Source organism: Aeromonas media (genome assembly GCF_000819985.1).
Classification (GTDB): domain Bacteria; phylum Pseudomonadota; class Gammaproteobacteria; order Enterobacterales; family Aeromonadaceae; genus Aeromonas; species Aeromonas media.
Window position 1 is genome coordinate 1 of the sequence record NZ_CDBZ01000091.1, and the last position, 24,519, is coordinate 24,519.

At 62.8% G+C, this 24,519-nt stretch carries 22 protein-coding genes and 5 tRNA genes; 13 read left to right on the forward strand and 14 right to left on the reverse strand.

Features of this window, described 5'->3' with window-relative positions; genetic code table 11:
- The coding region (locus BN1127_RS08035; protein ID WP_042649097.1) for an ABC transporter ATP-binding protein at positions 1-627 on the forward strand (627 nt) is incomplete at its 5' end.
- Between the two features lie 109 nt (positions 628-736).
- The gene (locus BN1127_RS08040) at positions 737-2,488 is read left to right on the forward strand and encodes an ABC transporter transmembrane domain-containing protein (protein WP_042649098.1); all 1,752 of its coding nucleotides are present in this window, start codon (positions 737-739) and stop codon (positions 2,486-2,488) included.
- A 60-nt stretch (positions 2,489-2,548) separates the two neighbouring features.
- Here the strand turns inward: BN1127_RS08040 and BN1127_RS08045 are convergent, their stop codons facing one another.
- A complete protein-coding gene (locus BN1127_RS08045) occupies positions 2,549-3,730 on the reverse strand; it encodes a hypothetical protein (RefSeq protein WP_048824714.1) in 1,182 nt (393 codons plus the stop codon).
- Between the two features lie 427 nt (positions 3,731-4,157).
- On the opposite strand from BN1127_RS08045, the gene BN1127_RS08050 reads away from it, so the two are divergent.
- Complete coding sequence (locus BN1127_RS08050) at positions 4,158-4,631, forward strand: DUF4442 domain-containing protein (protein ID WP_042649099.1); 474 nt, start codon at positions 4,158-4,160, stop codon at positions 4,629-4,631.
- 72 nt (positions 4,632-4,703) lie between these two features.
- Here BN1127_RS08050 and ybcJ read toward each other — a convergent pair whose 3' ends face one another.
- The 4 genes from ybcJ to BN1127_RS08070 all read right to left on the reverse strand — a co-directional run bounded on the left by ybcJ (position 4,704) and on the right by BN1127_RS08070 (position 7,727).
- Positions 4,704-4,937: a ribosome-associated protein YbcJ gene (gene ybcJ / locus BN1127_RS08055; protein ID WP_005324920.1), complete on the reverse strand. Its 234-nt coding sequence runs from the start codon at positions 4,935-4,937 to the stop codon at positions 4,704-4,706.
- Positions 4,938-5,107: 170 nt separating this feature from the next.
- Positions 5,108-5,512, reverse strand: coding sequence for a MaoC family dehydratase (locus BN1127_RS08060; protein WP_042649100.1), 405 nt, complete (start codon positions 5,510-5,512; stop codon positions 5,108-5,110).
- On the reverse strand, positions 5,509-7,284 hold the full coding sequence (locus tag BN1127_RS08065; protein WP_042649101.1) for a class I poly(R)-hydroxyalkanoic acid synthase: 1,776 nt from the start codon (positions 7,282-7,284) through the stop codon (positions 5,509-5,511). Before BN1127_RS08065 ends, BN1127_RS08060 begins: the two co-directional genes overlap by 4 nt.
- Before the next feature lie 92 nt (positions 7,285-7,376).
- Positions 7,377-7,727 carry a phasin family protein gene (locus tag BN1127_RS08070; protein WP_041205680.1) on the reverse strand — a complete coding sequence of 117 codons (351 nt, stop codon included), beginning with the start codon at positions 7,725-7,727 and terminating at the stop codon, positions 7,377-7,379.
- Positions 7,728-8,027: 300 nt separating this feature from the next.
- Here BN1127_RS08070 and BN1127_RS08075 point away from each other — a divergent pair, with 300 nt between their 5' ends.
- The 3 genes from BN1127_RS08075 to pdxY all read left to right on the forward strand — a co-directional run bounded on the left by BN1127_RS08075 (position 8,028) and on the right by pdxY (position 10,637).
- Complete coding sequence (locus BN1127_RS08075; protein WP_005324927.1) at positions 8,028-8,591, forward strand: VC2662 family protein; 564 nt, start codon at positions 8,028-8,030, stop codon at positions 8,589-8,591.
- A gap of 78 nt (positions 8,592-8,669) precedes the next feature.
- Positions 8,670-9,425 (forward strand): DUF429 domain-containing protein, encoded by a 756-nt coding sequence (locus BN1127_RS08080; RefSeq protein ID WP_041205682.1) that lies wholly within the window; start codon positions 8,670-8,672, stop codon positions 9,423-9,425.
- A gap of 336 nt (positions 9,426-9,761) precedes the next feature.
- On the forward strand, positions 9,762-10,637 hold the full coding sequence (pdxY, locus tag BN1127_RS08085) for a pyridoxal kinase PdxY (protein ID WP_041205684.1): 876 nt from the start codon (positions 9,762-9,764) through the stop codon (positions 10,635-10,637).
- A gap of 38 nt (positions 10,638-10,675) precedes the next feature.
- Here the strand turns inward: pdxY and BN1127_RS08090 are convergent, their stop codons facing one another.
- On the reverse strand, positions 10,676-10,969 hold the full coding sequence (locus BN1127_RS08090) for an antibiotic biosynthesis monooxygenase family protein (RefSeq protein ID WP_041205686.1): 294 nt from the start codon (positions 10,967-10,969) through the stop codon (positions 10,676-10,678).
- A gap of 686 nt (positions 10,970-11,655) precedes the next feature.
- Here BN1127_RS08090 and nfo point away from each other — a divergent pair.
- Together nfo and BN1127_RS08100 are read left to right on the forward strand one after the other, a co-directional pair.
- On the forward strand, positions 11,656-12,501 hold the full coding sequence (gene nfo, locus BN1127_RS08095) for a deoxyribonuclease IV (protein ID WP_005324932.1): 846 nt from the start codon (positions 11,656-11,658) through the stop codon (positions 12,499-12,501).
- Between the two features lie 74 nt (positions 12,502-12,575).
- Positions 12,576-13,565 (forward strand): Gfo/Idh/MocA family protein, encoded by a 990-nt coding sequence (locus BN1127_RS08100; RefSeq protein WP_041205689.1) that lies wholly within the window; start codon positions 12,576-12,578, stop codon positions 13,563-13,565.
- Between the two features lie 68 nt (positions 13,566-13,633).
- On the opposite strand, the gene BN1127_RS08105 is transcribed toward BN1127_RS08100, so the two are convergent.
- On the reverse strand, positions 13,634-14,524 hold the full coding sequence (locus BN1127_RS08105) for a LysR substrate-binding domain-containing protein (protein WP_042649102.1): 891 nt from the start codon (positions 14,522-14,524) through the stop codon (positions 13,634-13,636).
- A gap of 103 nt (positions 14,525-14,627) precedes the next feature.
- Here BN1127_RS08105 and BN1127_RS08110 point away from each other — a divergent pair, with 103 nt between their 5' ends.
- The 4 genes from BN1127_RS08110 (at position 14,628) to BN1127_RS08125 (ending at position 19,016) form a co-directional block, all read left to right on the forward strand.
- Positions 14,628-15,608, forward strand: a complete 981-nt coding sequence (locus tag BN1127_RS08110) for a TDT family transporter (RefSeq protein WP_041205690.1) — start codon at positions 14,628-14,630, stop codon at positions 15,606-15,608.
- A gap of 225 nt (positions 15,609-15,833) precedes the next feature.
- Complete coding sequence (lpxM, locus tag BN1127_RS08115) at positions 15,834-16,823, forward strand: lauroyl-Kdo(2)-lipid IV(A) myristoyltransferase (protein WP_041205691.1); 990 nt, start codon at positions 15,834-15,836, stop codon at positions 16,821-16,823.
- 152 nt (positions 16,824-16,975) lie between these two features.
- Positions 16,976-17,971, forward strand: coding sequence for an LpxL/LpxP family acyltransferase (locus tag BN1127_RS08120; RefSeq protein WP_041206926.1), 996 nt, complete (start codon positions 16,976-16,978; stop codon positions 17,969-17,971).
- 184 nt (positions 17,972-18,155) lie between these two features.
- Positions 18,156-19,016, forward strand: a complete 861-nt coding sequence (locus tag BN1127_RS08125) for a PA4780 family RIO1-like protein kinase (RefSeq protein ID WP_005324946.1) — start codon at positions 18,156-18,158, stop codon at positions 19,014-19,016.
- A gap of 602 nt (positions 19,017-19,618) precedes the next feature.
- Here BN1127_RS08125 and BN1127_RS08135 read toward each other — a convergent pair.
- Positions 19,619-20,497, reverse strand: coding sequence for a pirin family protein (locus BN1127_RS08135; protein WP_042649103.1), 879 nt, complete (start codon positions 20,495-20,497; stop codon positions 19,619-19,621).
- A gap of 43 nt (positions 20,498-20,540) precedes the next feature.
- The gene (locus BN1127_RS08140) at positions 20,541-21,173 is read right to left on the reverse strand and encodes a hypothetical protein (RefSeq protein WP_005324950.1); all 633 of its coding nucleotides are present in this window, start codon (positions 21,171-21,173) and stop codon (positions 20,541-20,543) included.
- 184 nt (positions 21,174-21,357) lie between these two features.
- Here BN1127_RS08140 and BN1127_RS08145 point away from each other — a divergent pair, with 184 nt between their 5' ends.
- Positions 21,358-23,787, forward strand: a complete 2,430-nt coding sequence (locus BN1127_RS08145; protein WP_042649104.1) for a DNA polymerase II — start codon at positions 21,358-21,360, stop codon at positions 23,785-23,787.
- A 104-nt stretch (positions 23,788-23,891) separates the two neighbouring features.
- Here BN1127_RS08145 and BN1127_RS08150 read toward each other — a convergent pair.
- The 5 genes from BN1127_RS08150 to BN1127_RS08170 all read right to left on the reverse strand — a co-directional run bounded on the left by BN1127_RS08150 (position 23,892) and on the right by BN1127_RS08170 (position 24,364).
- Positions 23,892-23,968: transfer RNA gene (locus BN1127_RS08150), tRNA-Val, on the reverse strand.
- 36 nt (positions 23,969-24,004) lie between these two features.
- Positions 24,005-24,081, reverse strand: a tRNA-Val gene (locus BN1127_RS08155).
- A 26-nt stretch (positions 24,082-24,107) separates the two neighbouring features.
- A tRNA-Val gene (locus BN1127_RS08160) sits at positions 24,108-24,184 on the reverse strand.
- A 15-nt stretch (positions 24,185-24,199) separates the two neighbouring features.
- Positions 24,200-24,276: transfer RNA gene (locus tag BN1127_RS08165), tRNA-Val, on the reverse strand.
- Between the two features lie 11 nt (positions 24,277-24,287).
- Positions 24,288-24,364 (reverse strand) — tRNA-Val (locus tag BN1127_RS08170).
- Positions 24,365-24,519: the final 155 nt, after the last annotated feature.

Consider the following 24,519-nt stretch of genomic DNA (forward strand, 5'->3'; position numbering starts at 1 on the left):
GGGGCGGGCAAGAGCTCCCTGCTCAAGCTCTTGATGCGGCTGGCCAATCCCACGGCCGGTGCCATTACCATGGGGGGCGTGCCCATCGATCAGCTACCCCTGGGCACCCTGCGCAACCAGTTTGCCTATGTGCCCCAGGAGCCCTTCCTCTTCTCCACCACCATCGCCGCCAACATCGCCCTCGGCAAGCCGGAGGCAAGCCAGGAGGAGATAGAGCGGGTGGCGCGCATCGCCTGCGTCCACGACGACATAGTTCGTTTCCCCAGAGGCTATGAGACCGAAGTGGGAGAGAAGGGGGTGACCCTCTCCGGTGGCCAGAAGCAGCGCCTCGCCATTGCCCGCGCCCTGCTGCTGGATGCCCCCATCCTGGTACTGGATGACGCCCTGTCGGCGGTGGATGCCCACACAGAGCAGCAGATCCTGCTGGCGCTCAAGGCCCACAGACGGACCCTTATCCTGGTGAGCCACCGCATGACGGCGGTGGAGCAGGCCAACGAGATCCTGGTGCTGGAGCAGGGAGCCATCAGCGAGCGCGGTGCCCACGGTGCCCTGATGACCCACAACGGCTGGTATGCGGACATGGTGCGCTATCAGCGCCTGGAACAAGACGTGGAGGAGAGCCTGTGAGTTCGATGATGAGACGAGTGGTTCCCCTCATCCCCAACCCTTCTACCGCAAGGGGAGAAGGGTGCAAAGAGAGTCAATTCCCTGAGAGTGCTGTGCTGGAGGCAAGTCTGTGAACCCGACCATCAAACGGCTGCTCACCTATTGCGCCCGCTATCCCCGCTGGCTGGTGCAGGCGGGCATCTGCCTGCTGCTGGCCACCGGCGCCGAAGTGGCCGGGCCCCTGCTCATCAAACTCTTCATCGACGACTATCTGGCGCCGCGCCAGCTGGTGTGGCCCGACATCGCCGCTCTTGCCGCCGGTTATCTCGGCCTTCAGGTGCTCTCGGCGGCGGGTTTTTACCTGCAATCCCTGCGCTTCAACCGCATCGCCCAGGCAGTGGTGCAGACCCTTCGCGAGCAGGTGTTTGCCACCGCCATCCGGCTGCCGGCCCGCTATTTCGACAAGCATCGCTCGGGCTCCCTCATCTCCCGCATCACCAACGACACCGAGGCGATCATGAACCTCTATGTGCAGGTGATTGGGCTGCTGGTGCAAAAAGTGGTGCTCTTGTGCGGTATCCTCATCTCCATGGCGTTGCTGGATCTGCGCCTGATGCTGATGTGCGCCACCCTGCTGCCGGCGGTGGGGGCCGTGATGTGGCTCTACCAGAAATTGAGCGTACCCGTGGTGCGGGCGACCCGCAGCCTGCTCTCCGACATCAACAGCCGGCTCAACGAGTCCCTGCAAGGGATGCCGGTCATTCAGGCCATGGTGCAGGAGCACCACTTCGCCAATGCCTTTGCCGAGGTGAACCAGCAGCACTGGCAGGCCAGGATCAAGAGCCTCAAGATCAACGGCATACTGCTGCGCCCCCTCATCGATCTCTTCTACATGATGGTGCTCATCGGCCTGCTCGCCCTGTTTGCCCACGAGGGGTTGAGCACAGGCAGCGCCATCCAGGTGGGGGTGCTCTACGCCTTCATCAGCTATCTGGGGAGAATGATCGAGCCCCTCATCGAGATGACCAACCAGCTCAACCAGTTGCAGCAGGCCATGGTGGCGGGGGAGCGAGTCTTTGCCCTGCTGGACGAATCCCGGGAGAGCACGCAAGGGGAGAGCCCTGCGTTGCAGGGGCGGGTCAGCTTCGAGCGGGTGAGCTTCTCCTACGATGGCCAACAACCGGTGCTGCAGGAGGTGAGCTTTGCCACCCGTCCCGGCCAGATGCTGGCGCTGGTGGGTCACACCGGCAGCGGCAAGTCCACCATCATCAGCCTGCTGATGGGCTTCTATCCGCTGGATCAGGGCTGCATCCGCTTCGATGATCACCCCATGAGCGCGCTGTCGCTCTCGGCGGTGCGCCGCAGCATAGGCCTGGTGCAGCAGGATCCCTTTATCTTCGTCGGGACCCTGGCGGAAAATCTGCGTCTTGGCCGTGACGGCATCCTTGATGCGACGCTCTGGCGAGCACTGGAGGAGGTGCAGCTGGCCGCGTTCGTGCGCCATCTGCCACAGGGGCTGGAGACCCTGATGGAGGAGGGAGGCAAGAACCTCTCCGCCGGTCAGCGCCAGCTGCTTTCGTTTGCCCGCGCCTTGGTGGGGGATCCGCGCATCCTCATCCTGGACGAGGCGACCGCGAGCGTGGACTCCCAGACCGAGCTCGCGCTCTCCCAGGCGCTCTCGGCGGCGCGCCGTGGCCGCACCACCATCGCCATCGCCCACCGGCTCTCCACCATAGTCGATGCAGACGAGATCCTGTTGCTCTCCCGCGGCCAGGTCAGCGAGCGTGGCACCCACGGCGAGCTGATGGCGCTGGGGGGCCACTACGCCCAGCTGTTCGAGATGCAGAGCCAGGGGGCCTGGCTCGAAGAGAAGCGAGCCTGAGGTTCCTCATAAAAAACAGCCGGCAGATGCCGGCTGTGTTGTTTCCAGGATTGGGGAGGATCAGACCGTGGCCTTGCTGCGTGCGATCAGCTTGGGCTCCAGGGGCGGGAAGTCGTCGTTGAAGAAGGTGTCGGCTTCCTCGATCTGGGCCTTGCGCTGCTTCTGGATGAAGTTGTCGAAGTCGCGCTTGATTTCCGGATCCTTCAAGGCCTCGTAGTCGAACACGTTGGCGGCATAGAGGTAGTTGAAGTGGATGTCGACAAACTCGGCGCTGGCACAGGCGGAGGTGAACTTGCTGTTCTGGCGATCGAAGTTGACGCGGTACTGCTTGATCTTGGGCACATAGACCAGCTCATTGCCCACCTTGAACACTTCGACCGTGACCCCCACGGTGATGGTCTTGTAGAAGTCCTTGTTGTTCTCCACCCCGAAGCGGATGGCATCCCCCTGCTTTTGCAGGAACTTGTTGAAGCTGGCCAGCGCCGTGGTGCCCTGGCTCACCACCACGTCCATGATGAAGTTGATGAAATCGGTGGCGATGCTGAGCCCCTTGATGTGGCGGCTGTAGCTCTGCTGATCGATCTTGCTCGGCCCCATCAGGGGGATCTTGGAGAGGGCCCTGGCCCAGAGATCCGCGTCCGTCTTGTACTGCTCGCCATAGGCTTCGGCGTAACGGTTGATGTAGGCGGTGACCACGGAGGTGATGGCGATGAGGTAGGCCTTCTGCTCCGCCAGCTTGGCCATGACGGCGGGATCGTCCAGCAGCTCGTTGGCCACGATGAACTCCACCAGGCCGTCCTTGTCGGCATAGGGATCATTGCCCACCGCCCGGACGGTGTCGGGTAGATTGATGTCGTTGAAGAAGGCCTCGGCCTCGGCGAACTGATCATGGTTGCTCAGGCGGTTGGCCGGTGCCTCGCGCACCAGCTGGCAGAGCACGATCTCGGCCTCGTAGTCCGACTCGCGCCACAGGGGAGCCTGGGCCTGGTTGCCGAAGGTTTTCTTGTAGGCGAGGTTGAAGTCGAACAGCACAGAGTTGCAGCCGCAATCCATGGCGAAGTCGACGGTGTAGCTGAGCGGCCCGGTGGGCAGAGGTTTGCTCATCTTGCCCTTGGCGCTGAGGTTGGCATAGCACTTGAGGTACTCCCGGCCAAACAGCTCAAAGGCACGGTTGTTGTTGAAGTTGAGCAGGAAAGTACCGGCGCTCTCGCCCCCGTTGAACAACTGTTGCACGTGACTCATCTCTCTATCCTTATGGTGAGATTGGTAAACGGGTTGACCCGGTGCCGAGTGGCTACTTCCGGGCCAGCAACAGCCTAGCGAGGGGGGAGGCATTTCGTTACTGCGATTATTCTCAGTGGCGCTGGCGAGAGGGTGAACTAGCGCCTGGGCAATCCCATTTATCGTTAGCTTTCATCCGGCTAGGGGTGTAATGAAAGTGCCATATGGATTCTTAATGAAAAAAATGTCTGGCACGAAGAGAGAATGGCACCCCTTAGGCGAGGATATCAGGGTCAGTCTCTCCCCATCGAATGCAGCGGCGCCCATCATTTGAATGACAAAGAGGTCCGGGAGCCGATCGTCCTCACAGCGATAGCAACGGAGGCTTGTCTATTGGGGAGTGGGCTGGCAACATTTCGTTCACACTAACTCATCGGATCAGTTTGCAATGGACCTGCAACGCTTCAAAGCCAATCTCGCCCTGCGCCTGTTTGCCTGGCGCTATATTCCGGTCATCGGTTTTTGCGCCCCCGTCATCGAAGAGATGAACGCCAAGGCGCTGCGCATCCGCATTCCGCTGGGCTGGCGCACCCGCAACCACCTGGGCAGCATGTACTTCGGTGCGCTGGCAACTGGCGCCGATCTGGTGGGTGGCTTGCTGGTGATGGAGAAGGGGCGGGCACGGCGCAAGAAGGTGCACTTTGCCTTCAAAGACGTGCAGGGGGAGTTTCTGAAGCGCCCCGAAGGGGATGTGCAGTTTGATTGCGCGGCCGGCGAGACCATCGACGCCATGATCGACGAGTCCCTGGCGACGGGGCAGCGCATCAACCGCCCCATCCAGGTGGTGGCCACCTGCCCGTCGCTCAACGGGGATGAGGCGATGGCGCGCTTTGTGCTGACCCTGTCGATCAAGGCCAGCTAGGCAGCCCCTGCTGGGCGTCAGGGTTCGGCCGATGGCCGGGCTCTGGTGCCATTGAGGATCAGGCCGCGAGACTTAAAGGATCTCGGGGCTGATACCTTCCTTTACCACAACTTTCATGCCGTTGAAGTTGACCACCTGCTCGGCCACTATCTTGCAGCGCTTGCGGGTCTCGACCTGACCGTCCACTTCCACCAGACCCTCTGCGACCAGCGCCTTGGCGGCACCGCCACAATCGGCCCAACCCTGATGTTTGATCAGGTCACACAAGGCAACGAAGGGGTGACCTTCGAGCAGAAACGTCTCCATGGGAAATCCTCTAGCTGGATGAATGCCTACACGGCAGGGCGGCCATTTTAGGCAGTTAGGCGGGGCAGGGAAAGGGCCAGGGCTCAATTGTCCCGAAAAAGGGGAACGGAGCGCGGCAAACAATCAGCCCGGCGAGGGCCGGGCTGATTGTGTCTGTGTGCCGTCGGTGCTCAAGGCAGCTTGACCACCGCTTCCCCCGTCACGGCGAGGGCGCCGCCTTGGGTGAAGATGCGGGTGGCCAGGGTGGCGATGGGCTTGTCGTCCCGCATGGCAATCACCTCCACCTCAGCCGTCACCTCGTCCCCGACAAAGACCGGCAGCTTGAAGCTGAGGTTCTGGCCCAGATAGATGCTCCCCTTGCCCGGCAACTGCTGGCCCAGCAGCCCGGAGAAGAGGCTGGCGAGCAACATACCGTGGACGATGGGGCGCTCGAACGCCGTGGTGGCGGCGAAGGCCGGATCCAGGTGCAAGGGGTTGAAATCCTCCGAGAGCGCGGCGAAGGCGGCCACCTCCGTCGCCCCGAACCGCTTGGTCAGGTGAGCCTTCTGGCCTATTTCAAGGGATTGTGGGCTCATGCGGCGTCCTCCTCGGTAGCGCTGGCAAAGAGCCGCACCTTGACATAATGGCCGGGGGCGGGGGCCAGCCCCTCCGCCGGGATCCGCGCGGGAACGGGTTCCGACCCCTCGTCACGGCTCTGGATAAAGCCCATCATCTCGGGCCACCAGGATCCGCCCTGGTGCCTCGCCCCAGCAAGCCAGCTCTCCGGGCTCTCGGCCTCGGCCTCGCTCTGCCAGAAGCCGTACTTGTTGGCATCCGGCGGGTTGATGATGCCGGCGATGTGGCCCGATTCCGCCAGGATGAAGCGCTGCTCCCCGCCGAACAACTTCATGCCCTGCCAGGTGCCCTGCCAGAGGGCGATGTGATCGTCCACCGCCGAGACCAGCAGCACAGGGGTCTTCACCTTGGCGAGATCGATGCGGGTGTTGCGGATCTTGAGCTCCCCCTTCACCAGCTGGTTCTCCAGATAGAGACGACGCAGCAGGCTGTTGTGGGTCTTGCCCGCCACATTGGTGCTGTCGCTGTTCCAGTGCAGCAGATCGAAGGCCACCGGGCTCTGCCCCTTGAGGTAGCTGTCGATGTAGTAGTTCCAGTAGAGGCTGTTCTCCCGCAGCAGGCTGAAGGAGACCGCCAGCTGGCGCCCGTCCATGATGCCCTTGGCCTCATTTTGCGCCTCGAGCGCCGCTATGATGGGCTCGTGGATGAAGATGCCAAGCTCCCCGGGCTGGGAGAAGTCCAGCAGGGTGGTGAACAGGGTGGCGGTGCGCACCCGCTGCTTCTGGCGCCGCGCCGCCAGCCAGCCCATGGCCAAGGAGAGGGCAGTGCCGCCGATGCAGTAACCGATGCCGTGCACCTCCCGCTCGCCGGTGGCCGCCTCCACGGCGTCCAGGGCGGCGATGACCCCGTCCACCACGTAGTCGTCGAGATCGACTTGCGCCTGTGCCACCCCCGGGTTGCGCCAGGAGATCATGAACACCGTCTGGCCCTGGGCGACCAGCCAGGCCACCAGGGAGTTCTGGGGCCGCATGTCCATGATGTAGTACTTGTTGATGAAGGGGGGCACGATCAGTACCGGGGTCTTGCCCACCGTCTCGGTGGTCGGGCTGTACTGAATGAGCTCATAGAGCTCGGTGCGCTGCACCACCCGGCCCGGGGTGGTCGCCAGATCCCGGCCGAGCTCGAAGGCGGATTCGTCGGTCAGGCGGATGTTGAGCTGATCGGCGCTGCGCTCCAGATCCTCGGCCAGCAGAGCCAGCCCGCGTACCAGATTCTGGCCGTCGGACTCCAGGGTGAGTTTGAGCAGCTCCGGATTGGTGGCCAGGAAGTTGCTGGGGGCCATGGCGTTGACGTACTGACGGGTGAAGAAACGCAGCCGTTCCCGGCTCTTCTGGGGGACGCCCTCCAGGGCATCCACCGAGGCCAGCAGGTGCCTGGCGGTGAGCAAGTAAGACTGCTTGAGGTAGTCATAGAGGGGGTGCTCGCTCCAGGCCTCGGCCTTGAAGCGGCGATCGCTGCGCTCCGGGGTGATCACCGGCTCGCTCTGCTGGCCTGCGCTCTTGAGCAGGGTGTGCTGCATCAGCTTGAGCTGATCTTGCCACCAGTTCATCTGAGACTGGATCAGTTGCCAGGGCTGCTGGCTGCCTTGCTCCAGCACCTGGCCCAGATCGTCCAGATTGGTCTGCAGAAGGGCCTGGGCTGTACGCTCTGTCTGGGCCTTGGCCATGGCCAGCAGCTTTTCATTGTAGTGGGCCAGGGCCTCGAACAGCGGGCCATAAGATGGTTGGCTCATGTGCTCTCCTTCACCCACACCCGAGGCGGGAACGAGCCCGTCCTGTCGAGTCGTGGGGAGATGTGGCTGCCCGAGCGGGCAGCCAGGGGTTATCAGGCCTTGCCCGTGCTCTTCTTGATGCCGTCCGCGGTCAGGGTATCCAGTTCTTCCTTGAACTGCTGGCCGAGGGCGCTCAGCTTCTGGATATCGTCCAGCATCTGGCGGGAGAGCTGGCTGGCGGTCTCCAGTTGCACTGTGCCGAGCGCTGCCAGGCTCTGGGTATCCTGCACCTTGCTCACGGCCTGCAACTGGTTGAGGCCCAGTTCGGCGTAGGCGTTGGCGGAGGCGAGCTGCAACCGGGTCAGCTGTTCAATATTGCTGGCCAGCAACTGGTTGTAGCGGGTGAGGGGGGAGGCAAAGCCTTGCATCTGCTCGGTAAAGCTCTTGAGTATGTCCATATTCATCATGCGTCTCCATTTCGGCTGAACTGTATTGTTATGAGCCAACTGGCCCAGAGTGGGTACAACTCGTCATCCATGTTCACGTGTTGTTTGCTCTGTTCAAACACACGTTTGAGCATTCTGCAATCAAATGCGGTTTGGTGTAAATGACATAAATGTTAATATCTGTTTGAATTTTTTTGTCAGCGTTCCTCGCCGGGAGTGGGGTCAGACGAGAGGTGACGCACGGGGCCTGGTGCACGCTCGTCCCGCCAGCGCCGCGCTGGTAGGCTGGCACGTCATTCAGACTGCCAAGGAATCCCGATGAACCCTCTCGCCCTGCTGCTCGGTTGCTCCGCGCTGGCCCTCGCCGGCACCGCCCAGGCCAGCACTCCGGTCCAGATCTCCCTGCCCGGCATCAACCTGCCTTCGTCCCACCAGGTGGAAGGCGCACGCGCCTCCTTCCTGTATGGCCGCACCGGCCAGGTGAAGGGCATTGACCTGCCGGTGTTCGCACTCTCCGACGTGGATCAGTTCACCGGTCTGCAGCTCGGCATCTTCTTCGGCGCTGGTCGGGTGCGCCATCAGTTCGGCGGGGTCGCCATCAATGCCGTCAACTGGCATGAGGGGCAGGACACCGGGGTCAACCTGGGCTTCGTCAACCTGACCAACAATGTGCAGGGGCTGAACTGGGGGGCGGTCAACATCGCCCAAGGCAATGCCTTGGCCAACGTCGGCTTTGTCAATTATGCCGAGCGCACCACCTTCCAGCTTGGTTTCATCAATGCCACAAAACACCTTGATGGTCTGCAGATAGGCCTCGCCAACTACGCCGAGAACGGCATCTTCCCCATCTTGCCCCTCATCAATTTCAAGAAATCCTTCTAGGAGGGGAGCCTGACCTTGCTTTAGGAGGCGCAGCCATTACCCTGTGCTCCATCAATAGTGAGCAAAGGTGACAGGGGCATGACAACGGAACACATGGATGCGATCGGCATCGGTTGGGATGTAAGGGGCTGGCAGGGCAATGCCCAGGCGGTGGCCGTGGTGGGCTGGCAGAGCCGCACGCAGCAGTTGCACTGGCTCGGGGTCTCCCCTCTGTTTCGATTGAGCTCCCGGGTGGCGCCGGATCTGGATGCCTTGCTGCGTCCGGCGCTGCAAGACGAGATGGCGCTGATGCAGGCGCTGGCCTGCCCGCGACTGGCACTCGGCATCGACGCCCCGCTGGCATTTCCCCGTGCCCTCGGCGAGTTGCTGGCGGGGAGGGGCGTCGAGTGCGCCGTGCCCCAGCGGGAGATAGACAACCCCTATGCCTATCGGGACTGCGAGCGCTGGTTGCATCAGCAATACGGCAAGAAGCCGCTATCGGCCACCTTCGACAGACTCGGCAACAACGCCACTCTGGCGCTCTCCATGTTGCCGCGCCTTGGGGGTCTGCAGCTTGTGCCCAGATTGGCGCCCCATGCCGAGCGCGCCGTGCTGGAGGTCTATCCGGCCCTCGCCAAGGTGGCAGGCAAGGCCTCACCGGCCAGGGAGGAGGTAGCGGCCTCCTTGCCAGCTGATGTGGTGGCCGGGACGGATCGCTACGACGCCGCCCTCTGCGCCCTGATGGCGCTGCAATATGCCGCCGGGGGAGCCGTCACCTCCCTGCCGGATCTTGTCTCTGTGCCCCCCGACTTCCCCCTGGACGAAGGCTGGGTCTATCACTTCGCCAGGCCCTAAGCCTTAACTACAAAGCCCGGGGTCATCGGCCTCGGGCTCAGTGCCATCCACGCCTAGTCGCTCTTACTCGATGCTGTCTCCCGCCATCCGCCTGCCTGTATTAAAAATGCCCTCATATGCCATCAAACAAGAGTATGAAGAACCCATGTCACACCGACGAGACCGAGACGGTTTTGGTTCGCCAAGTTGAACAAGGGCGGAGGACGTTGGCGCAACACTCCATGGAATGGTCATTTCGCCGCATAAATGGTGAGGGTTACCGGGAATCACTGGCAGAGCCCGCTCTGCATCCGATATATTGCCCGCTTTCCTCATGCTTCTTCAGTGGTGGTGTCGATGAAACGCATTCTCTCTATCCAGTCCCACGTGGTATTTGGCTGTGCCGGCAACAGCGCCGCCGTCTTCCCCATGCGCCGTCTCGGCATGGAGGTCTGGCCCGTCAACACGGTGCAGTTTTCCAATCACACCCAGTACGCGGCAGGCTGGCAGGGGATGGCAATGCCCGCCGGCCATATCAGCGCCCTGTGCAAGGGGCTGGGGGATATAGAAGTACTGGGGCGGTGCGATGCCGTGCTGAGCGGCTATCTGGGCTCGGCGGAGCAGGGGAGCGAGATCCTGACCGTGGTGGCTGCGGTCAAGGCGGCCAATCCGGCGGCTATCTATTTTTGCGATCCCGTCATGGGCCACCCGGAGAAGGGGTGCATAGTCGCCCCCGGTGTGACCCGCTTCCTCACCGAGCAGGCGCTGCCGGTGGCGGACATCATGGCCCCCAACCTGCTGGAGCTGGAGACCCTGTGCGGCGCCCACCTGACGACCCTGGCCCAGACCCGCGCCGCCGCCCACCAACTGCTGGAAAGCGGCGTCAAGATGGTGCTGGTCAAGCATCTGGGGCGTGCCGCCCGCGAGCCGGGTCGCTTCGAGATGCTCTTGGCTACCCCGGATGGGGATTACCTGATCGCCCGTCCGCTCTATGAATTTGCCCGCCAACCGGTGGGGGTGGGGGATCTCATCAGCGCCCTGATGCTGGCCAACCTGCAGGCGGGGTTTGATGCGGTGACGGCGTTTGAGCGCACCAATGCGGCTGTGGATACTGTGCTGCGGCACACCTGGCAGGCGCAGGCCTACGAGTTGCAGCTGATCGCGGCCCAGGCCGCCTTCGCCGAGCCGCAGATCGCACACAGGGCCGAGCGGCTGGCCGACGGGGTGGTGTGATGCCTCAACCGTGATCGGCCAAGCTCATCCTTGGCTGATCACGGTTGTACGGCCTGAAAATGCTCCACTGTGGGGAAGGGATCGTAGAAGTGGTGGAGCAGCGCCTTCCACTCCTGATACTGAGGGGAGCCGCGAAATCCCTGGGTATGATCCTCGAGCCGTTGCCAGTTGACCAGCAGCAGGTAGCGGTGGGGATCGGTCAGTGAGCGTTGCAACTGGTGGCCGGCGTAACCGGGCTGGGTGCTGATGATGCACTGGGCCTGCTCGAATGCCTGCTCGAAGGCGGCAGCCTGGCCCGGGATGATCTGCAGCGGGGCGACTTCCAATATCATGATGGATCCTTGCCGTTTCTCGATGAAGGGGCCATTTCAGCAGCGAATGCACCAATAAACAAGGTCAGCCTCAGGGCCTTTCTCTTGTACGCAAGCTCCCGAACATCACTCAGATTTTATTGAGCTCTTGTTCCCGCCAGTGGGCACCATCTTTTGTTATCGGCCCAGGGCAATTTCACATGCCACTCACCAACCCCATCCAATGAGCACAGGCACAATCTGCTCAGGTTGAACGCCATGACCCGCTGCCTTGCCCTGTTCCCGCCGAGATGGAAGGTGTCTACTGGTTCACGGCTGCGCATGCACAACAACATGCGCTGTTACTGGTGCTGGAAGAGAGGCTCATGCTCTCCTTTGGTCATCGGAGCGTGCACACACCAGCGAGTTATTGCTGTTGGCGGCCACAGAACAGCCGGTGGTCGGGTTGATGGCACAGAAAACATGGGCCAGTGATATTCGTCAGCAAAGCCAGCGGTACCTGCATGCCACAAGGCCTTACCAGGAGAAGGAGAGCGACAAGTGGGAGGGGAGATCAAGAGAGGTGGCCGAGATGACCAGGGTCATCTCGACAATCCCGGTTTGGCGCAAGGGGCGGGCTTGGGCATAATGACGCCCCATCACCATGTACCTTGTCCCGCGCCTACAACGTTCGGGGAGGGGACATGGCAACGCGCAGAGGAGACAAGATGAAATTTATCGGCGCCCACGTCAGTGCGGCCGGCGGGGTGGAGAACACCATAGCCCGTGCCCAGGCTATCGGGGCCAACGCCTTCGCCCTGTTCACCAAGAATCAGCGCCAGTGGCAGGCGGCGCCTCTGTCGCAGGCCAGCATCCGCGCCTTCAAGCAGGCTTGCGACAAGGGGGGCTTTCGCCCCGAGCAGATCCTGCCCCACGACAGCTACCTCATCAACCTGGGCCACCCCGATCCCGATGCCCTGGCCAAGTCACGGGATGCATTTTTGGACGAGATCAAACGCTGCGAGCAGCTCGGGCTCTGCTATCTGAACTTTCACCCCGGCAGTCACCTCAAGCAGATCCCCGAGGCGGCGAGTCTGAAACTGGTGAGCGAGTCCATCAACTGGGCGCTGGAACGCAGCGAAGGGGTTACCGCGGTGATCGAGAACACCGCCGGCCAGGGCACCAACCTCGGCTGGTCGTTCGAACACCTGGCCACCCTGATTGAGGGGGTGGAGGACAAGAGCCGGGTCGGCGTCTGCTTTGACACCTGCCACGCCTTCGCCGCCGGTTACGATCTGCGCACCCCGGAGTCCTGCGTCGCCGTGTTCGCCGACTTTGACCGCATCGTGGGCTTTGAGTACCTCAAGGGGATGCATATCAACGGGGCCAAGTGTACCTTCGGTAGTCGGGTCGATCGCCACCACAGCCTGCGGGAGGGGAATCTCGGGGAGGCGGTATTCCACCACATCATGAACGACCACCGTTTCGATGGCATTCCGCTTATCCTCGAGACCATAGACGAGACGATCTGGAGTGACGAGATAAGCTGGCTGCGCAGCCTGGCCAGGGCCTGAGCCGCAGGGACAGCCCGAATAGATGGTGCTGTCCCGTCCTATGGCCGGGGCCATTACCCACACGAGGAGACAAGATGCAATCACAGGGAACCGCGCCACTGCTGCGCTGGGGGATCGCCGGGGCGGGTGCCATCGCCAGGCGTTTTTGCCGCGACGTCAATCAGTACGCCAGGGGCGGGCGTGTGGTGGCGATCGCCGCCCGGGATCAGGGGCGGGCCGACGAGTTCGCCCGTGAGCAGGGGCTGGAGTTTGCCTATGGCAGCTATCAGGCCCTGGCCGAGAGCCCCGAGGTGGAGGCCGTCTATGTGGCTGTGATCCACCCACAGCACGCCGCCCTGATCAGGCAGATGCTGCTGGCGGGCAAGCACGTGCTGGTGGAGAAACCGGCGGTGACCCGGTTGAGGGATTGGGACGCCCTGGTGGCACTCGCCCATGAGCGCGGCCTGTTGCTGCTCGAAGCCATGAAGGTGATGTGTTTCCCCGCCATGCGTGCCCTGCTGCAGCGGCTGCCTCTGCTGCCCGCGCCCCGCAACCTGCGCGCGGCGTTTGGCTCGGCCCCGCCCCGGGTCGGCAAACTGTTCGATCCTGCCCTGGACGGCGGCGCCGCCTGGGATGTGGGGGTCTACCCGCTGTGGCTCTATGCCGCCCTCTGCGAGCGACTGGGGCTCGCGACCAAGGCCCCCGAAGTGGCGCTGGAACGGGCACCGGGGGAGGTGGACCTCGCGGCCCGCTTCAACTTCGGCGGCCCCTTCTCGGCCGAGCTATGCGCCTCCATCGCCGAAGATCTCGACAGAGAAGCCTGGCTCTCGGGGGAGGAGTGGACCCTGGTCATCGAGGGCAAGTGGTGGAACCCCCAGCACATTCGCTGGCAGGGCGGTACGCCGCCGGCCGCCTGGCCGGAGGACATCTACCTGCCGGTGCAGGGGGGCGGCATGCAACACGAGGCGGATCATTTCACCGACTGTATCCGCCACCGGCTGCTGGACTCTCCCTGGCTGTCCCATGCCCTGACGCGGCGGGTGCTGGGCTGGGTCGAGACGGGGCTGCATGGTGCGGGCCGATAGCGCCACTCTTTTTCCCGCACTCCAGAGGGCGCCACGGCGCCCTCTGTTGTTTGACCGTGGCTGTAGGCTCAGGGAGTGGGCAGGCTCTGGGTACGGCAGAAGGTGAGGAAGCGGCGCAGGGCCGCGGAGTGGAACTTCTGCTTGTGCCAGACGAGGGATAGCTGGCGAGGGAAGGTCTGGCTAGGGGTGAGCGCCACCAGGCGGCCGCTGTGCAGCCGATCGGAGACCGCGAGGCGGGAGATAAAGGAGATGCCGAGCCCCTTCTCCACCGCCAGCATCACCGCCTCCAGGGTGTTGAGCTCGAGCCCCGCCTGCCAGCGCGGCAGCCTGGGCTGGATCTGCTGCTCGAACTGCTCGCGGCTCCCTGATTGGGGCTCGCGCAGCACCCAGGTTTCGCCTGCGAGCAGGGAAAGGGGCAGATCCCGCTGCCCCGCCAGGGGGTGCTGGGGCGGGGCTATGATCAGCATCTCGTCTTCAAGCCAGAACTCGCTCACCAGCTCCGGGTGATGGTTCTCCCCCTCGATGAGAGCCAGATCCAGCTCGAAGTGGGCGAGGGAGTGGCACAGCAGGTGGGTGTTGGCGATGGTCACTCTGGGGGCGGCGCCCAGCTCCTGGGCGCCGCCCGCCAGCAGACTGGGCAGCAGGTAGTTGCCTATGGTCTGGCTGGCCCCCAGGCGCAGCTGGCCGCTCGGCTCGGCATCCGGACTGAACAACTGCTCTATCTCCTGCATCCGGGTCAGCAGCTCCTCGGCGGCCGGTTGCAGCAGGCGCCCTTCGTTGTTGAGCTGGAGCCTGGGATGTACCCGATCGAACAGCGGGGTGGCGAGTTGGCGCTCCAGCTCCTGCAACGACTGGGAGACGGCCCCCTTGCTGAGGCAGAGCTCGCCCGCTGCGCCACCCAGGTTGCCGTGGCGGGCTATGGTGGCGAACACCTTGAGTTGTTGCAGGGTCAGTTTCATGTTGTTTGATTTTCCTAAACGCTTTGTTCAATTCATTTAGATATCGTAAACGATAGACCCTCTTTATCCTATGCACATCGTCATCCACAAGAGGGTACCAGTCATGATCGCACGCACCCGTCGCTCCCTTGCCGCCGCCCCGACCCCCATGGCCGGGCTGGCTCTCGGGATCGCCAGCCTCGGCTGGTGTTGGGAAAATGCCGGTCAGTTCGATGGCCGCCTGCAACTGCTGGGAGCCGCCATCGCTGCCGTGCTGCTCCTCGTTCTCACCATCAAGTTCCTGCTGCACCCGCGTCTGCTGTGGCAGGATCTCGCTCACCCTGTGGTGGGCAGCGTGGTGCCCACCTATGCCATGGGAACCATGGTGGTCTCCAAGGCGGTCGGGCTGCTGGCCCCGACCCTGGGTCAGGGGCTCTGGTTGTTTGCGGTGATCCTTCACCTGGTGTTCCTCGCCACCTTCGTCTGGCACAGGGCCAAGGCGTTTGAAATTCACCACATGGTGCCGAGCTGGTTCGTGCCGCCGGTGGGGATCATCGTGGCCGACGTCGCCTACCCGGGTGGCCCCTTCGCTGCCCTTGCCAATGGCCTGCTCTGGTTCGGCATGGCCTGCTACGGCCTGATGCTGCCGCTGATGCTCTATCGCCTCATCTTCAGCCACGAGGTGCCGGATGCTGCCAAGCCCACCATCGCCATCCTGGCGGCTCCTGCCAGCCTGTCGCTCGCCGGCTACCTGACCGTGAGCCAGGATCCCTCCCTGCTGCTGGTGGCCGTGCTGCTGGGGATAGCCGTGCTGATGACAGGCATCATCTACCTGGCCTTCATCAAGCTGCTGCGCCTGCCGTTCTCGCCGGGTTATGCCGCCTTCACCTTCCCCCTGGTGATCGGCGCCACCGCCCTGTTCAAGGTGGGTCAGTTGCTGTCGCAGTGGCCAGAGGCGGTCGACTATGTTGCGCAGATCAATCAGCTGGCCTATCTGGAACTTGGTGCGGCGACCCTGATCGTCGGCTATGTGGTGCTGCGTTACCTGATGTTTTTCCTGCCGCTGGGCCAGGTCGGCATGCTGGATCAGCCCGTGCGTCGCTAAGGTGCAGCCGGTCTCATCAACGAGCAGACCCCGCCTGGCGGGGTCTGCTGCATAAGGGCCTGGCTCAAGGAGTGAGCGGCAGTCACCGACAGGGTGACAGGAGCCTGCAGTCAATTCGTGAAAAGGCTCAAATAGTCGCTCATTCAGGTGATATTAAGGTGGTTTTCACTGGTATTACCTGTCAGGATGGCCGCAATTGCCCACTTTCACCGTTTGATAGTACCCATGCCCTCCCAAGATCCCGTGTTTGATTCTGCCTTCCAGACCCGTTTGCTGCACCCGCGTTACTGGCTGAGCTGGCTCGCCCTCGGTGTGCTCGGCGTGCTCGCCTATGTGCCGCCCCGTTTGCGTGACAAGCTGGCTGATGCCTTGGCGCCCCTGGTGCTCAAGATCTCGAAGAAGCAGGTCTACATCGCCAGAACCAACCTCGCCATCTGCTTCAAGGAGCAGAGCGAGGCAGAGCGGGACGCCATTCTGATGACCTCGATCCGGGTCGGCCTCAAGAGCCTGCTGGGGTTCGGCGAGTTCACGGTGCGCAGCCCCGAGTACCTGATGAAGCGCATCCAGGTGAGCGGATGGGAACACATTGATGCCGAGCAAGCCGCCGGCCGTCCGGTGATCCTGGTGGTGCCCCACAGCTGGCCCATCGATGCGGCGGGCTACTACTTCTCCCAGCGGGGCCTGCCCATGTGCACCATGATGAAGAGCGCCCGCAACCCGGTGTTCGACTGGCACATCAACCGCGAGCGGGCCAAGAATGGCTGCCGCGTCTATGAACGCAGCGCCGGCATCAAGCCGGTGATCAAGGCGGTCAAGTCCGGTCTGAGCTTCTTCTATCTGCCGGATCAGGATCATGGCCGCGAGGCGAGCCTGTTCGTGCCCTTCTTCAAGCATCCCAAGGCGACCCTGCCGGCCCTGCCACGGCTGGTCAAGCTGACCGGTGCCCGCGCCGTGCCGGTGCTGGCCTGCTATGACGAGGCGGCGCACTGCTACCGGCTGGAGATCGAGGCCCCCTTCGCCGACTACCCGAGCGATGACCTGATGGCCGATACCTGCCGCATGAACGATTGCGTGGAGCGGCAGCTGACTCGCCACCCGGGACAGTACATGTGGTTCCTCAAGATCTTCGATACTCGCGAGGATCAGGAGGGGGAAGACGGCCTCTATGAAGAGGGCATACGTCGCATCCGCAAGGGACTCAGCCCTCATTCCTGAACCGCAGCTTGATGTGCATTTCCAAGTGGCCCCATGTGGGCCACTTTTTATTTCTAACTAGTCTGATCAGTGACTTGGCGACCCGCCTTGGGGGATCTCGGGTAGAAAAAAATGTTAGGATCACTAAAATGACGGTCTGTTTTGATGATTCGATGGCGACCATGTCCGCACAAGATCCGGTGTTTGACACCTCCTTTCATCTGCGTCTGCTGCACCCCCGTCTGTGGGGTAGCTGGCTGGCGCTTGCCCTGCTCTCCCTGCTGGCCTGGATCCCGGCCAGCTACAGAGACAAGCTGGCCGATGCCCTGGCGCCCCTGTTGCTGCGCTTCTCCAGGAAGCAGGCCTACATCGCCGAGACCAACCTCAAGATCTGTTTCCCCGCGCTGGATGCGGCCGGGCGCGAGCGGTTGCTGCTCAAGTCCATCCGGGTCGGCCTCAAGACCTTCATGGGCTTTGGCGAGCTCACCTGGCGCAGCCCCGCCTTCCTCAAACGGCGGATCAAGGTGCGTGGCTGGGAGCATATCGAAGCCGAGCTGGCCGCCGGGCGCCCCATGATCTTCGTGGTGCCCCACACCTGGGCGGTGGACATGATCGGCCGCTACCTGACCGATGAGGGGGTGCCCCTGTGCACCATGATGAAGAGCCCCAAGGATGCGGTGTTCGACTGGTATATCAACCGCGAGCGCAGCAAAGGCGGGCGTGTCTATGAGCGCAGCGTCGGCATCAAGCCGGCCATCAAGGCCCTGCGCAGCGGCGACAGCTTCTTCTATCTGCCGGATCAGGATCATGGCCGGGAGGCGAGCATCTTCGTGCCCTTCTTCGGCCACCCCAAGGCGACCCTGCCGGCCCTCCCCAAGCTGGTGAAGCTGACCGGCGCCCGGGCCATGCCTATCCTGGCCTGCTATGACGAGGATGAGGGCTGCTACCGGCTCGAGGTGGAGCCGCCGTTCGACCCTTATCCCACCGCTGATCTGGAGGCGGATGTCAACGCCATGAACCGCACCGTGGAGCAGCAGCTCGGCCGCTTCCCCGAGCAGTACATGTGGTTTCTCAAGATTTTCGAGACCCAAGCGGATAACGAAGGGGAGGATGGCCTCTACGAAGAGGGGATCCGGCGCATCCGCCAGGGGCTGCCCCCCGAGCATTGAACCACAGGGTTCCCTTGCGGGTCGTTTTGACAACCAGGGAGAGGTGGTTGGCGCGGGGCATACCAGGCCACTCCCGGCAAGTGGCCGGTGGGGGACCAAAGCGGGGCCCTGTCTGGCCTCCCGTCATGTGCAAACAGGCGCAAACAAGGTGCAAACAAGGTGCAAATAAGGTAAAAGGGCGGTCATGAAAATTCCAAATCGAATCCAACCTCTGGTTGATGACGGCCTGGTCGACGATGTCATCAGCCGGCTGATGAGCGGCAAAGAAGCCGACGTCTATGTGGTGCGCTGCGGCGACGAGATCCGCTGCGCCAAAGTTTATAAAGAGGCCTCCAAACGCAGCTTCAAGCAGGCCGTGGTCTATCAGGAAGGGCGCAAGGTACGGGGCAGCCGCGATGCTCGCGCCATGGAGAAGGGCTCCAAGTACGGTCGCAAGCAGCACGAAGAGGTGTGGCAGAACACCGAGGTGGATGCCCTGTTCAAGCTGGCTGCTGCCGGCGTGCGGGTGCCCACCCCCTATGTCTGCCTGGACGGCGTGCTCTTGATGGAGCTCATCACTGACGCCGACGGCAACGTCGCGCCCCGCCTCAACGACGTGGCGCTCTCGCCCGAGCAGGCGCTCATCGATCACGGCAAGGTGATCCGCTACGTGGTGCGCATGCTCTGCGCCGGCCTCATCCACGGGGATCTCTCCGAGTTCAACGTGCTGGTGGACGAGCAGGGCCCCGTCATCATCGACCTGCCCCAGGTGGTGAATGCCGCCGCCAACAACCAGGCCAGGGCCATGCTGGAGCGGGACGTCAACAACATGCGCAACTACTACGGCATCTATGCTCCCGAGCTGCTCAAGACCCGTTATGCCAGGGAGATGTGGGCCCTGTTCGAAGATGGCAAGCTCGGCCCGGAAACCGAGCTGACCGGCCTGTTCGAGGAGAGTGCCGAGGCCATCGATGTGGACGGGGTGCTGCACGAGATCGAGAGTGCACAGGAAGAGGCCATGGCCCGTCGTGCCAGGCTGAAGGCCGAGCAGGAAGAGGAGTTCTGATGCGCACTTGAGGCGCGCCTCCTGTCTACTTTCCTTGTGTCAGGGCACCGACCTCTATCAGGCTGGTTGTGCAAAGGGGTTGCAATGACGAGAGGGGCTATGTGCCCCTCTTTGTTTAAGTGGTGGATCAGCCGGGAACATGGTTGCCACTTCACAAGCTGGCTCCGCAAGTCTGCCTGCTGGTTCGGCGTGCAACCACAAACACCAGTGTACACACGGCGATCGGCACCAGAAAATCCACCACACTCCCCAGTTCCCAGACGCTGGGATCGAATCCTCCCCACCAAGGCATGTTGATCCTTCGCCCCTGCCCGAACAGCGCTATCCATCTATATTCTGCCTGTGTCTGCTCTCGTGCGACAAACCATATGCACCCCATGAGGCCGCCATATCCCCAGTGCCCAAAGCGGTATCCGAAGAGTATCTGGACGGAGACAGCTGCGCTGGCGTGATAGAAGGGTGATAAATCCATAAACAATCCTTGCTGCTCACCAAGAACGCCCGCTACCGGCCGTGTTGAAACGATCGATTCCACGTCTGGCAGGTCTGCAGGCAGCTCTCGATTCGATATGTGCCGTTACGGTAAGTCTGTCTTGTCGGGCTCAGAGCCCGGCAAGGGGCGGAGCGACTAGGCGCGGCCCAACGTAACCCACCACCTCGCCGAAGCGGGGGTGTCCGCTCTCCCAATCCAGGGCGGCGGTGCGAATGGCCTCGGGGCTGAAGCTCACGAAGTTCCACCAGATCTGCAGCGGCTTGGCCAGGGGCTCGCCGCCGATGAGCAGCAGGCGGGTGTCTGGGCCGAGTGCCACCTTCAGCGCCCGGGTGCCCGGTGGCAGATAGAGGAGCTGCTCTGGGGCGAGCGCTTCCCCTGCTATGGTCGCCTCTCCCTGCAAGGGGAAGAGCCCGTGCTCGAAGGCGGGATCCAGGGAGAGGGTGATTTCTCCCCCCTGTGGGGTGTGCAGATCCAGCCCCAGGATGGGGGAGAAGTGCAGGGTGGGGGCGCGCTGGCCGCTGTGCTCGCCGATGAGCAGGGTGAGATCGATCCCCTCTTGCTGCCAGCGGGGGAGTCTCGGGTAGTGATCGAAGCGGGGCGGGGTGTGCTGATCCGCCTCGGGCAGGGCTATCCAGAGCTGGGCGGCGTGCAAGTCGGGGTGGCCGGCCAGGGACTCCTCGGTGTGGGCTATGCCCCGTCCGGCGGTCATCAGATTCACCTGGCCCGGGCGGATCACCTGCTCGCTGCCCAGGCTGTCCCGGTGGAGGATCTCCCCCGCCAGCATCCAGGTGAAGGTCTGCAGGGCGATATGGGGATGGGGCCCCACGTCCAGCCCGGGGGCGTCGGGGGCGAAGCGGGTCGGCCCTATGTGGTCGAGAAAGCACCAGGGCCCTATGGTGCGTCGCTCCTTGACCGGGAGGGCGCGGGCCACCGGGATGCCGCCCACATCGGTGAGGCGGGAGGAAATACGTTGCCACTGTTGCGTCATGTCGTGCTCCTTGCAATGGGTTGATGGCGTATGGGTTTTCGCCCTAACGGCGGCGGATCCCCGGGAAGCTTCTCATGGGGGCGAAGCCGGGTCTTATCGCCGGTCTGACGGTGGGGGTGCGCACCGGCGTGGTCATGGTGCGAGGGAGGTGGGGTCTGGCATCCACCTTGGGCTGAGTGGAGGGGGTCAGCAAAGCGTTGTCGGCCTTGGGTAGCGCCCCGGGGGCTAGCAGGCCATTCTCGGTCCTGGGGAGAGTGCCGCCTCTGTCGTCCAGCGGTGAGCGGGGGGAGTTGCCCGGGTTGCTGATGCTGGGTCTGTTCTGCCGGTTGTCACGCAGCGCCTGTTGCTGCGCCGGCGTCATGGCATGCCAGCGGCTCGCCAGATCCCCTCGCAGGGCGGCTACGTCTGGCTGGCCAGGGTTCTCCTGCCAATCCTGATACTTCTCCCTGATCTCTTGCTGGCGCTCCGGATCGAGCCCGCTCCACCACTTCTTGATCAGCTCGTCGAACTCCCCCTGGTTGTCGCAGCACCAAGGGTAGTAGTCGTCCCAATAGTAGTAGTAATCCTGATACCACCAGGGGGAGGGGACAGGCCCCCGGGCGCCCTGGCCGGTGTCCGAGCTGCTGCAGGCGCCAAGGCCCAGGGCCAGCAGGGGAATAAGGAGGGCGATGCGCATGATGCTCCAAGTGCCATGAAAGGACGCAATGGACGGATGATAGCCTGACTATGCACCAATCCGGCCGCAGATGGCAGACCCAACCCCCATAAGGCGCCAGGCCGCCCCATGACGCGGGGGAATTGCGGCCGAGCACTGTATGAACGTACAATAGTCTCATCCCAAGGCCGACCCCCTATTCTTCATGACTGCGACCCAGCCCCCCGTTCCCGCCACCCCGCCGCTCGACGGTTTTATCCTGACCCGCCACGGTCGGGACGTGCGTGGCCGCAACGGGCAGGCTACCACGACCGAAATCGTGATGTGGCTCTGGAGTGCCCAGGGGCCGGTGCGACTGGTGGTGCCGGGGCAGGAGCCGGTCTTCTTCCTGCCACAGAGCCATATGGCCGAAGCCGCTGAGTTGTTCAAGGGCGCCGGAGTGAGCGGGCGGTTTCGCCGCCTGCCCATGCACACCTTCGATGGCCGCCCTGTGGTGGGCTGCTATTTTGCCACCCTGAGCGCCTTTCACCGTGCCATCGAGCTGCTGCTCATTCGCGGGCTGGAGCACTTCGAGGCGGATATCCGGCTGCCGGAGCGCTTCCTGATGGAGCGCTTCATCACCGCCGGCGTGCGTTTCGATGGCCGGGCGGTAAAAAAGGGGGGTAGGCAGGGCTACTGGGAGGTGAACGAGGCACGCTGCGCGCCCCAGGCGGTGATGCCGACTCTCTCCTGGGTGTCGCTGGATGTGGAGTGTGCCATGGACGGGGCGCTTTTCTCGGTCGGTCTTTACAGCGAGCAGGATGCGCGGGTCATCATGATAGGCAACCCGGAGGCGGATGCCGACAGCTGGGGTACTCAGGTCGAGTGGGTGGCGGACGAGAGCGCCCTGCTCGGCGCGCTGGAGAGCTGGTTCACTCTGCACGATCCGGATCTGGTGATCGGCTGGAACGTGGTGAACTTCGACTTTCGCCTGCTGCTGCGCCGCGCCGAACTGGGCAAGCGGCGGCTGCGGCTGGGGCGAGGGCGCGAGCTCTGCTTCTGGCGCTCGTCGCGGGGGGATCCCCAGACCGGCAACGTCATCATCCCCGGGCGCATGGTGCTCGATGGCATAGATACTCTCAAAAGCGCCACCTGGCAGTTTGCCAGCTACAGCCTGGATGCGGTGGCCAGCGAGTTGCTCGGTCGCGGCAAGGATATCGAGGACGTGGCGAACCGGGGGGAGAAGATCACCGAGCTGTTCCACTCCGACAAGGAGGCGCTGGCCCGCTACAACCTGGAAGACTGCAAGCTGGTGTGGGAGATCTTCGACTACTGCCACCTCATCCCCTTTGCCATAGAGCGCGCCTCCCTCACTGGTCTCGAACTGGACCGGGTGGGGGGCTCGGTGGCGGCCTTTACCAACCTCTACCTGCCGCGGCTGCATCGCGGCGGCTACGTGGCCCCCAATCTGCCCGCCGACGGGGGGCTGGCGAGCCCCGGCGGCTATGTGATGGACTCCAAACCAGGCCTCTATCGCCACGTGCTGGTGCTCGATTTCAAGAGCCTTTACCCCAGCATCATCCGCACCTTCTGCATCGACCCCATGGGGCTGGTGGAGGGGTTGCAGCACCCCGAACAGGCCATTCCCGGCTTTCGCGGCGCCCTCTTCTCCCGCGAGCGGCACTTCCTGCCTGACCTTATCGCCACCCTGTGGGCGGCGCGGGATAGGGCCAAGGCGGCCAGCAACAAGGCGCTCTCCCAGGCCATCAAGATCATCATGAACTCCTTCTACGGCGTGCTGGGATCGGGGGGCTGCCGCTTCTATGATCCCAGGCTGGCATCATCGATCACTTTGCGTGGTCACAGCATCATGCAGCAGACCCGGGAGTGGATAGAGGCCAAGGGGTTCGAGGTGATCTATGGCGACACCGACTCCACCTTCGTTCACCTGAACAGGGAGACCAGCCCGCAGCAGGCCGAACAGATAGGCCGCGAGCTGGCCACCATGATCAACGACAACTGGACGGCGCTGATCAGGCACGAGTTCGATCTGCCCTGTTATCTCGAGATCGAATACGAGACCCACTACCGCCGCTTCCTGATGCCGACCATCCGCGGGCTGGAGAAGGGGAGCAAGAAGCGCTATGCCGGCCTGGTCGGCGGCGAGGGGCAGGAGGGGAGTGAGCAGCTGGTGTTCAAGGGGCTCGAATCTGTGCGCACCGACTGGACCATGCTGGCCAAGCAGTTTCAGACCCGCCTCTATGAGCTGGTGTTTCACGATGAAGATCCCAGCGGCTATGTGCGAACCATGGTGGATGAGACCCGTGCTGGCCTGCACGACGATCTGCTCATCTACCGCAAGCGGCTGCGCCAAAAACTCGAGGAGTATCAGAAGAACGTGCCGCCCCACGTGCGGGCGGCGCGCCTGGCGGACGAAGAGAACCTGCGCCGCGGCTTGCCCCAGCGCTATCAGCACAGGGGCACCATCGCCTATCTGATGACCCTCAACGGCCCAGAGCCGCTGGAGTACAGGCGCAGCGCCATCGACTACGAGCACTACATCGACAAGCAGCTGAGGCCGATCGCCGACGCCATCCTCCCCTTCATCGGCGAGTCGTTCGACCGTATCTGCGGCCAGCAGCTGGATCTCTTCTAGCGAGGTAGTCCCCGCAGCCGGGGCTGATCCGGGTCAGGATGACCGGGAGGGCAGGGCAACGTCAGAATGCAAAAAACCCGCTCAAAGAGCGGGCTTTTCAAATTTGGTGCGTCCTAGTGGATTCGAACCACCGACCCCCACCATGTCAAGGTGATGCTCTAACCAGCTGAGCTAAGGACGCAGGGTGCGCGATGCGGCTTTTTCATTTGCAGGGGAGTGGTGGGTTTAATTGGATTCGAACCAACGACCCCTACCATGTCAAGGTAGTGCTCTAACCAACTGAGCTATAAACCCACATCTGCAATTTATTCAAACTGTTATGGTGCGTCCTAGTGGATTCGAACCACCGACCCCCACCATGTCAAGGTGATGCTCTAACCAGCTGAGCTAAGGACGCATAACAGTGTCGTGATGGTGCGTCCTAGTGGATTCGAACCACCGACCCCCACCATGTCAAGGTGGTGCTCTAACCAGCTGAGCTAAGGACGCATCGCGAAAAGTGGTGGGTTTAATTGGATTCGAACCAACGACCCCTACCATGTCAAGGTAGTGCTCTAACCAACTGAGCTATAAACCCGCTTTTCATCACGCAAGCGAACACGACGTTGCTTGCGTGGTCGGCATACTACCCATGCCCCCAAAGGCTGTCAACAAGGGACATGCACAAAGGAGACTGTTTGCCCAGTTCTTGCGCAGCCTGTTGATTTTGCAGGCGAGCAGCTCGATTGAGCG

Coding starts and splice junctions, on each gene's coding strand:
- BN1127_RS08045 (WP_048824714.1), bottom strand. CDS start 3,730: ATGAGTCACGTGCAACAGTTGTTCAACGGGGGCGAGAGCGCCGGTACT.
- BN1127_RS08050 (WP_042649099.1), top strand. CDS start 4,158: ATGGACCTGCAACGCTTCAAAGCCAATCTCGCCCTGCGCCTGTTTGCC.
- ybcJ (WP_005324920.1), bottom strand. CDS start 4,937: ATGGAGACGTTTCTGCTCGAAGGTCACCCCTTCGTTGCCTTGTGTGAC.
- BN1127_RS08060 (WP_042649100.1), bottom strand. CDS start 5,512: ATGAGCCCACAATCCCTTGAAATAGGCCAGAAGGCTCACCTGACCAAG.
- BN1127_RS08065 (WP_042649101.1), bottom strand. CDS start 7,284: ATGAGCCAACCATCTTATGGCCCGCTGTTCGAGGCCCTGGCCCACTAC.
- BN1127_RS08070 (WP_041205680.1), bottom strand. CDS start 7,727: ATGAATATGGACATACTCAAGAGCTTTACCGAGCAGATGCAAGGCTTT.
- BN1127_RS08075 (WP_005324927.1), top strand. CDS start 8,028: ATGAACCCTCTCGCCCTGCTGCTCGGTTGCTCCGCGCTGGCCCTCGCC.
- BN1127_RS08080 (WP_041205682.1), top strand. CDS start 8,670: ATGACAACGGAACACATGGATGCGATCGGCATCGGTTGGGATGTAAGG.
- pdxY (WP_041205684.1), top strand. CDS start 9,762: ATGAAACGCATTCTCTCTATCCAGTCCCACGTGGTATTTGGCTGTGCC.
- BN1127_RS08090 (WP_041205686.1), bottom strand. CDS start 10,969: ATGATATTGGAAGTCGCCCCGCTGCAGATCATCCCGGGCCAGGCTGCC.
- nfo (WP_005324932.1), top strand. CDS start 11,656: ATGAAATTTATCGGCGCCCACGTCAGTGCGGCCGGCGGGGTGGAGAAC.
- BN1127_RS08100 (WP_041205689.1), top strand. CDS start 12,576: ATGCAATCACAGGGAACCGCGCCACTGCTGCGCTGGGGGATCGCCGGG.
- BN1127_RS08105 (WP_042649102.1), bottom strand. CDS start 14,524: ATGAAACTGACCCTGCAACAACTCAAGGTGTTCGCCACCATAGCCCGC.
- BN1127_RS08110 (WP_041205690.1), top strand. CDS start 14,628: ATGATCGCACGCACCCGTCGCTCCCTTGCCGCCGCCCCGACCCCCATG.
- lpxM (WP_041205691.1), top strand. CDS start 15,834: ATGCCCTCCCAAGATCCCGTGTTTGATTCTGCCTTCCAGACCCGTTTG.
- BN1127_RS08120 (WP_041206926.1), top strand. CDS start 16,976: ATGGCGACCATGTCCGCACAAGATCCGGTGTTTGACACCTCCTTTCAT.
- BN1127_RS08125 (WP_005324946.1), top strand. CDS start 18,156: ATGAAAATTCCAAATCGAATCCAACCTCTGGTTGATGACGGCCTGGTC.
- BN1127_RS08135 (WP_042649103.1), bottom strand. CDS start 20,497: ATGACGCAACAGTGGCAACGTATTTCCTCCCGCCTCACCGATGTGGGC.
- BN1127_RS08140 (WP_005324950.1), bottom strand. CDS start 21,173: ATGCGCATCGCCCTCCTTATTCCCCTGCTGGCCCTGGGCCTTGGCGCC.
- BN1127_RS08145 (WP_042649104.1), top strand. CDS start 21,358: ATGACTGCGACCCAGCCCCCCGTTCCCGCCACCCCGCCGCTCGACGGT.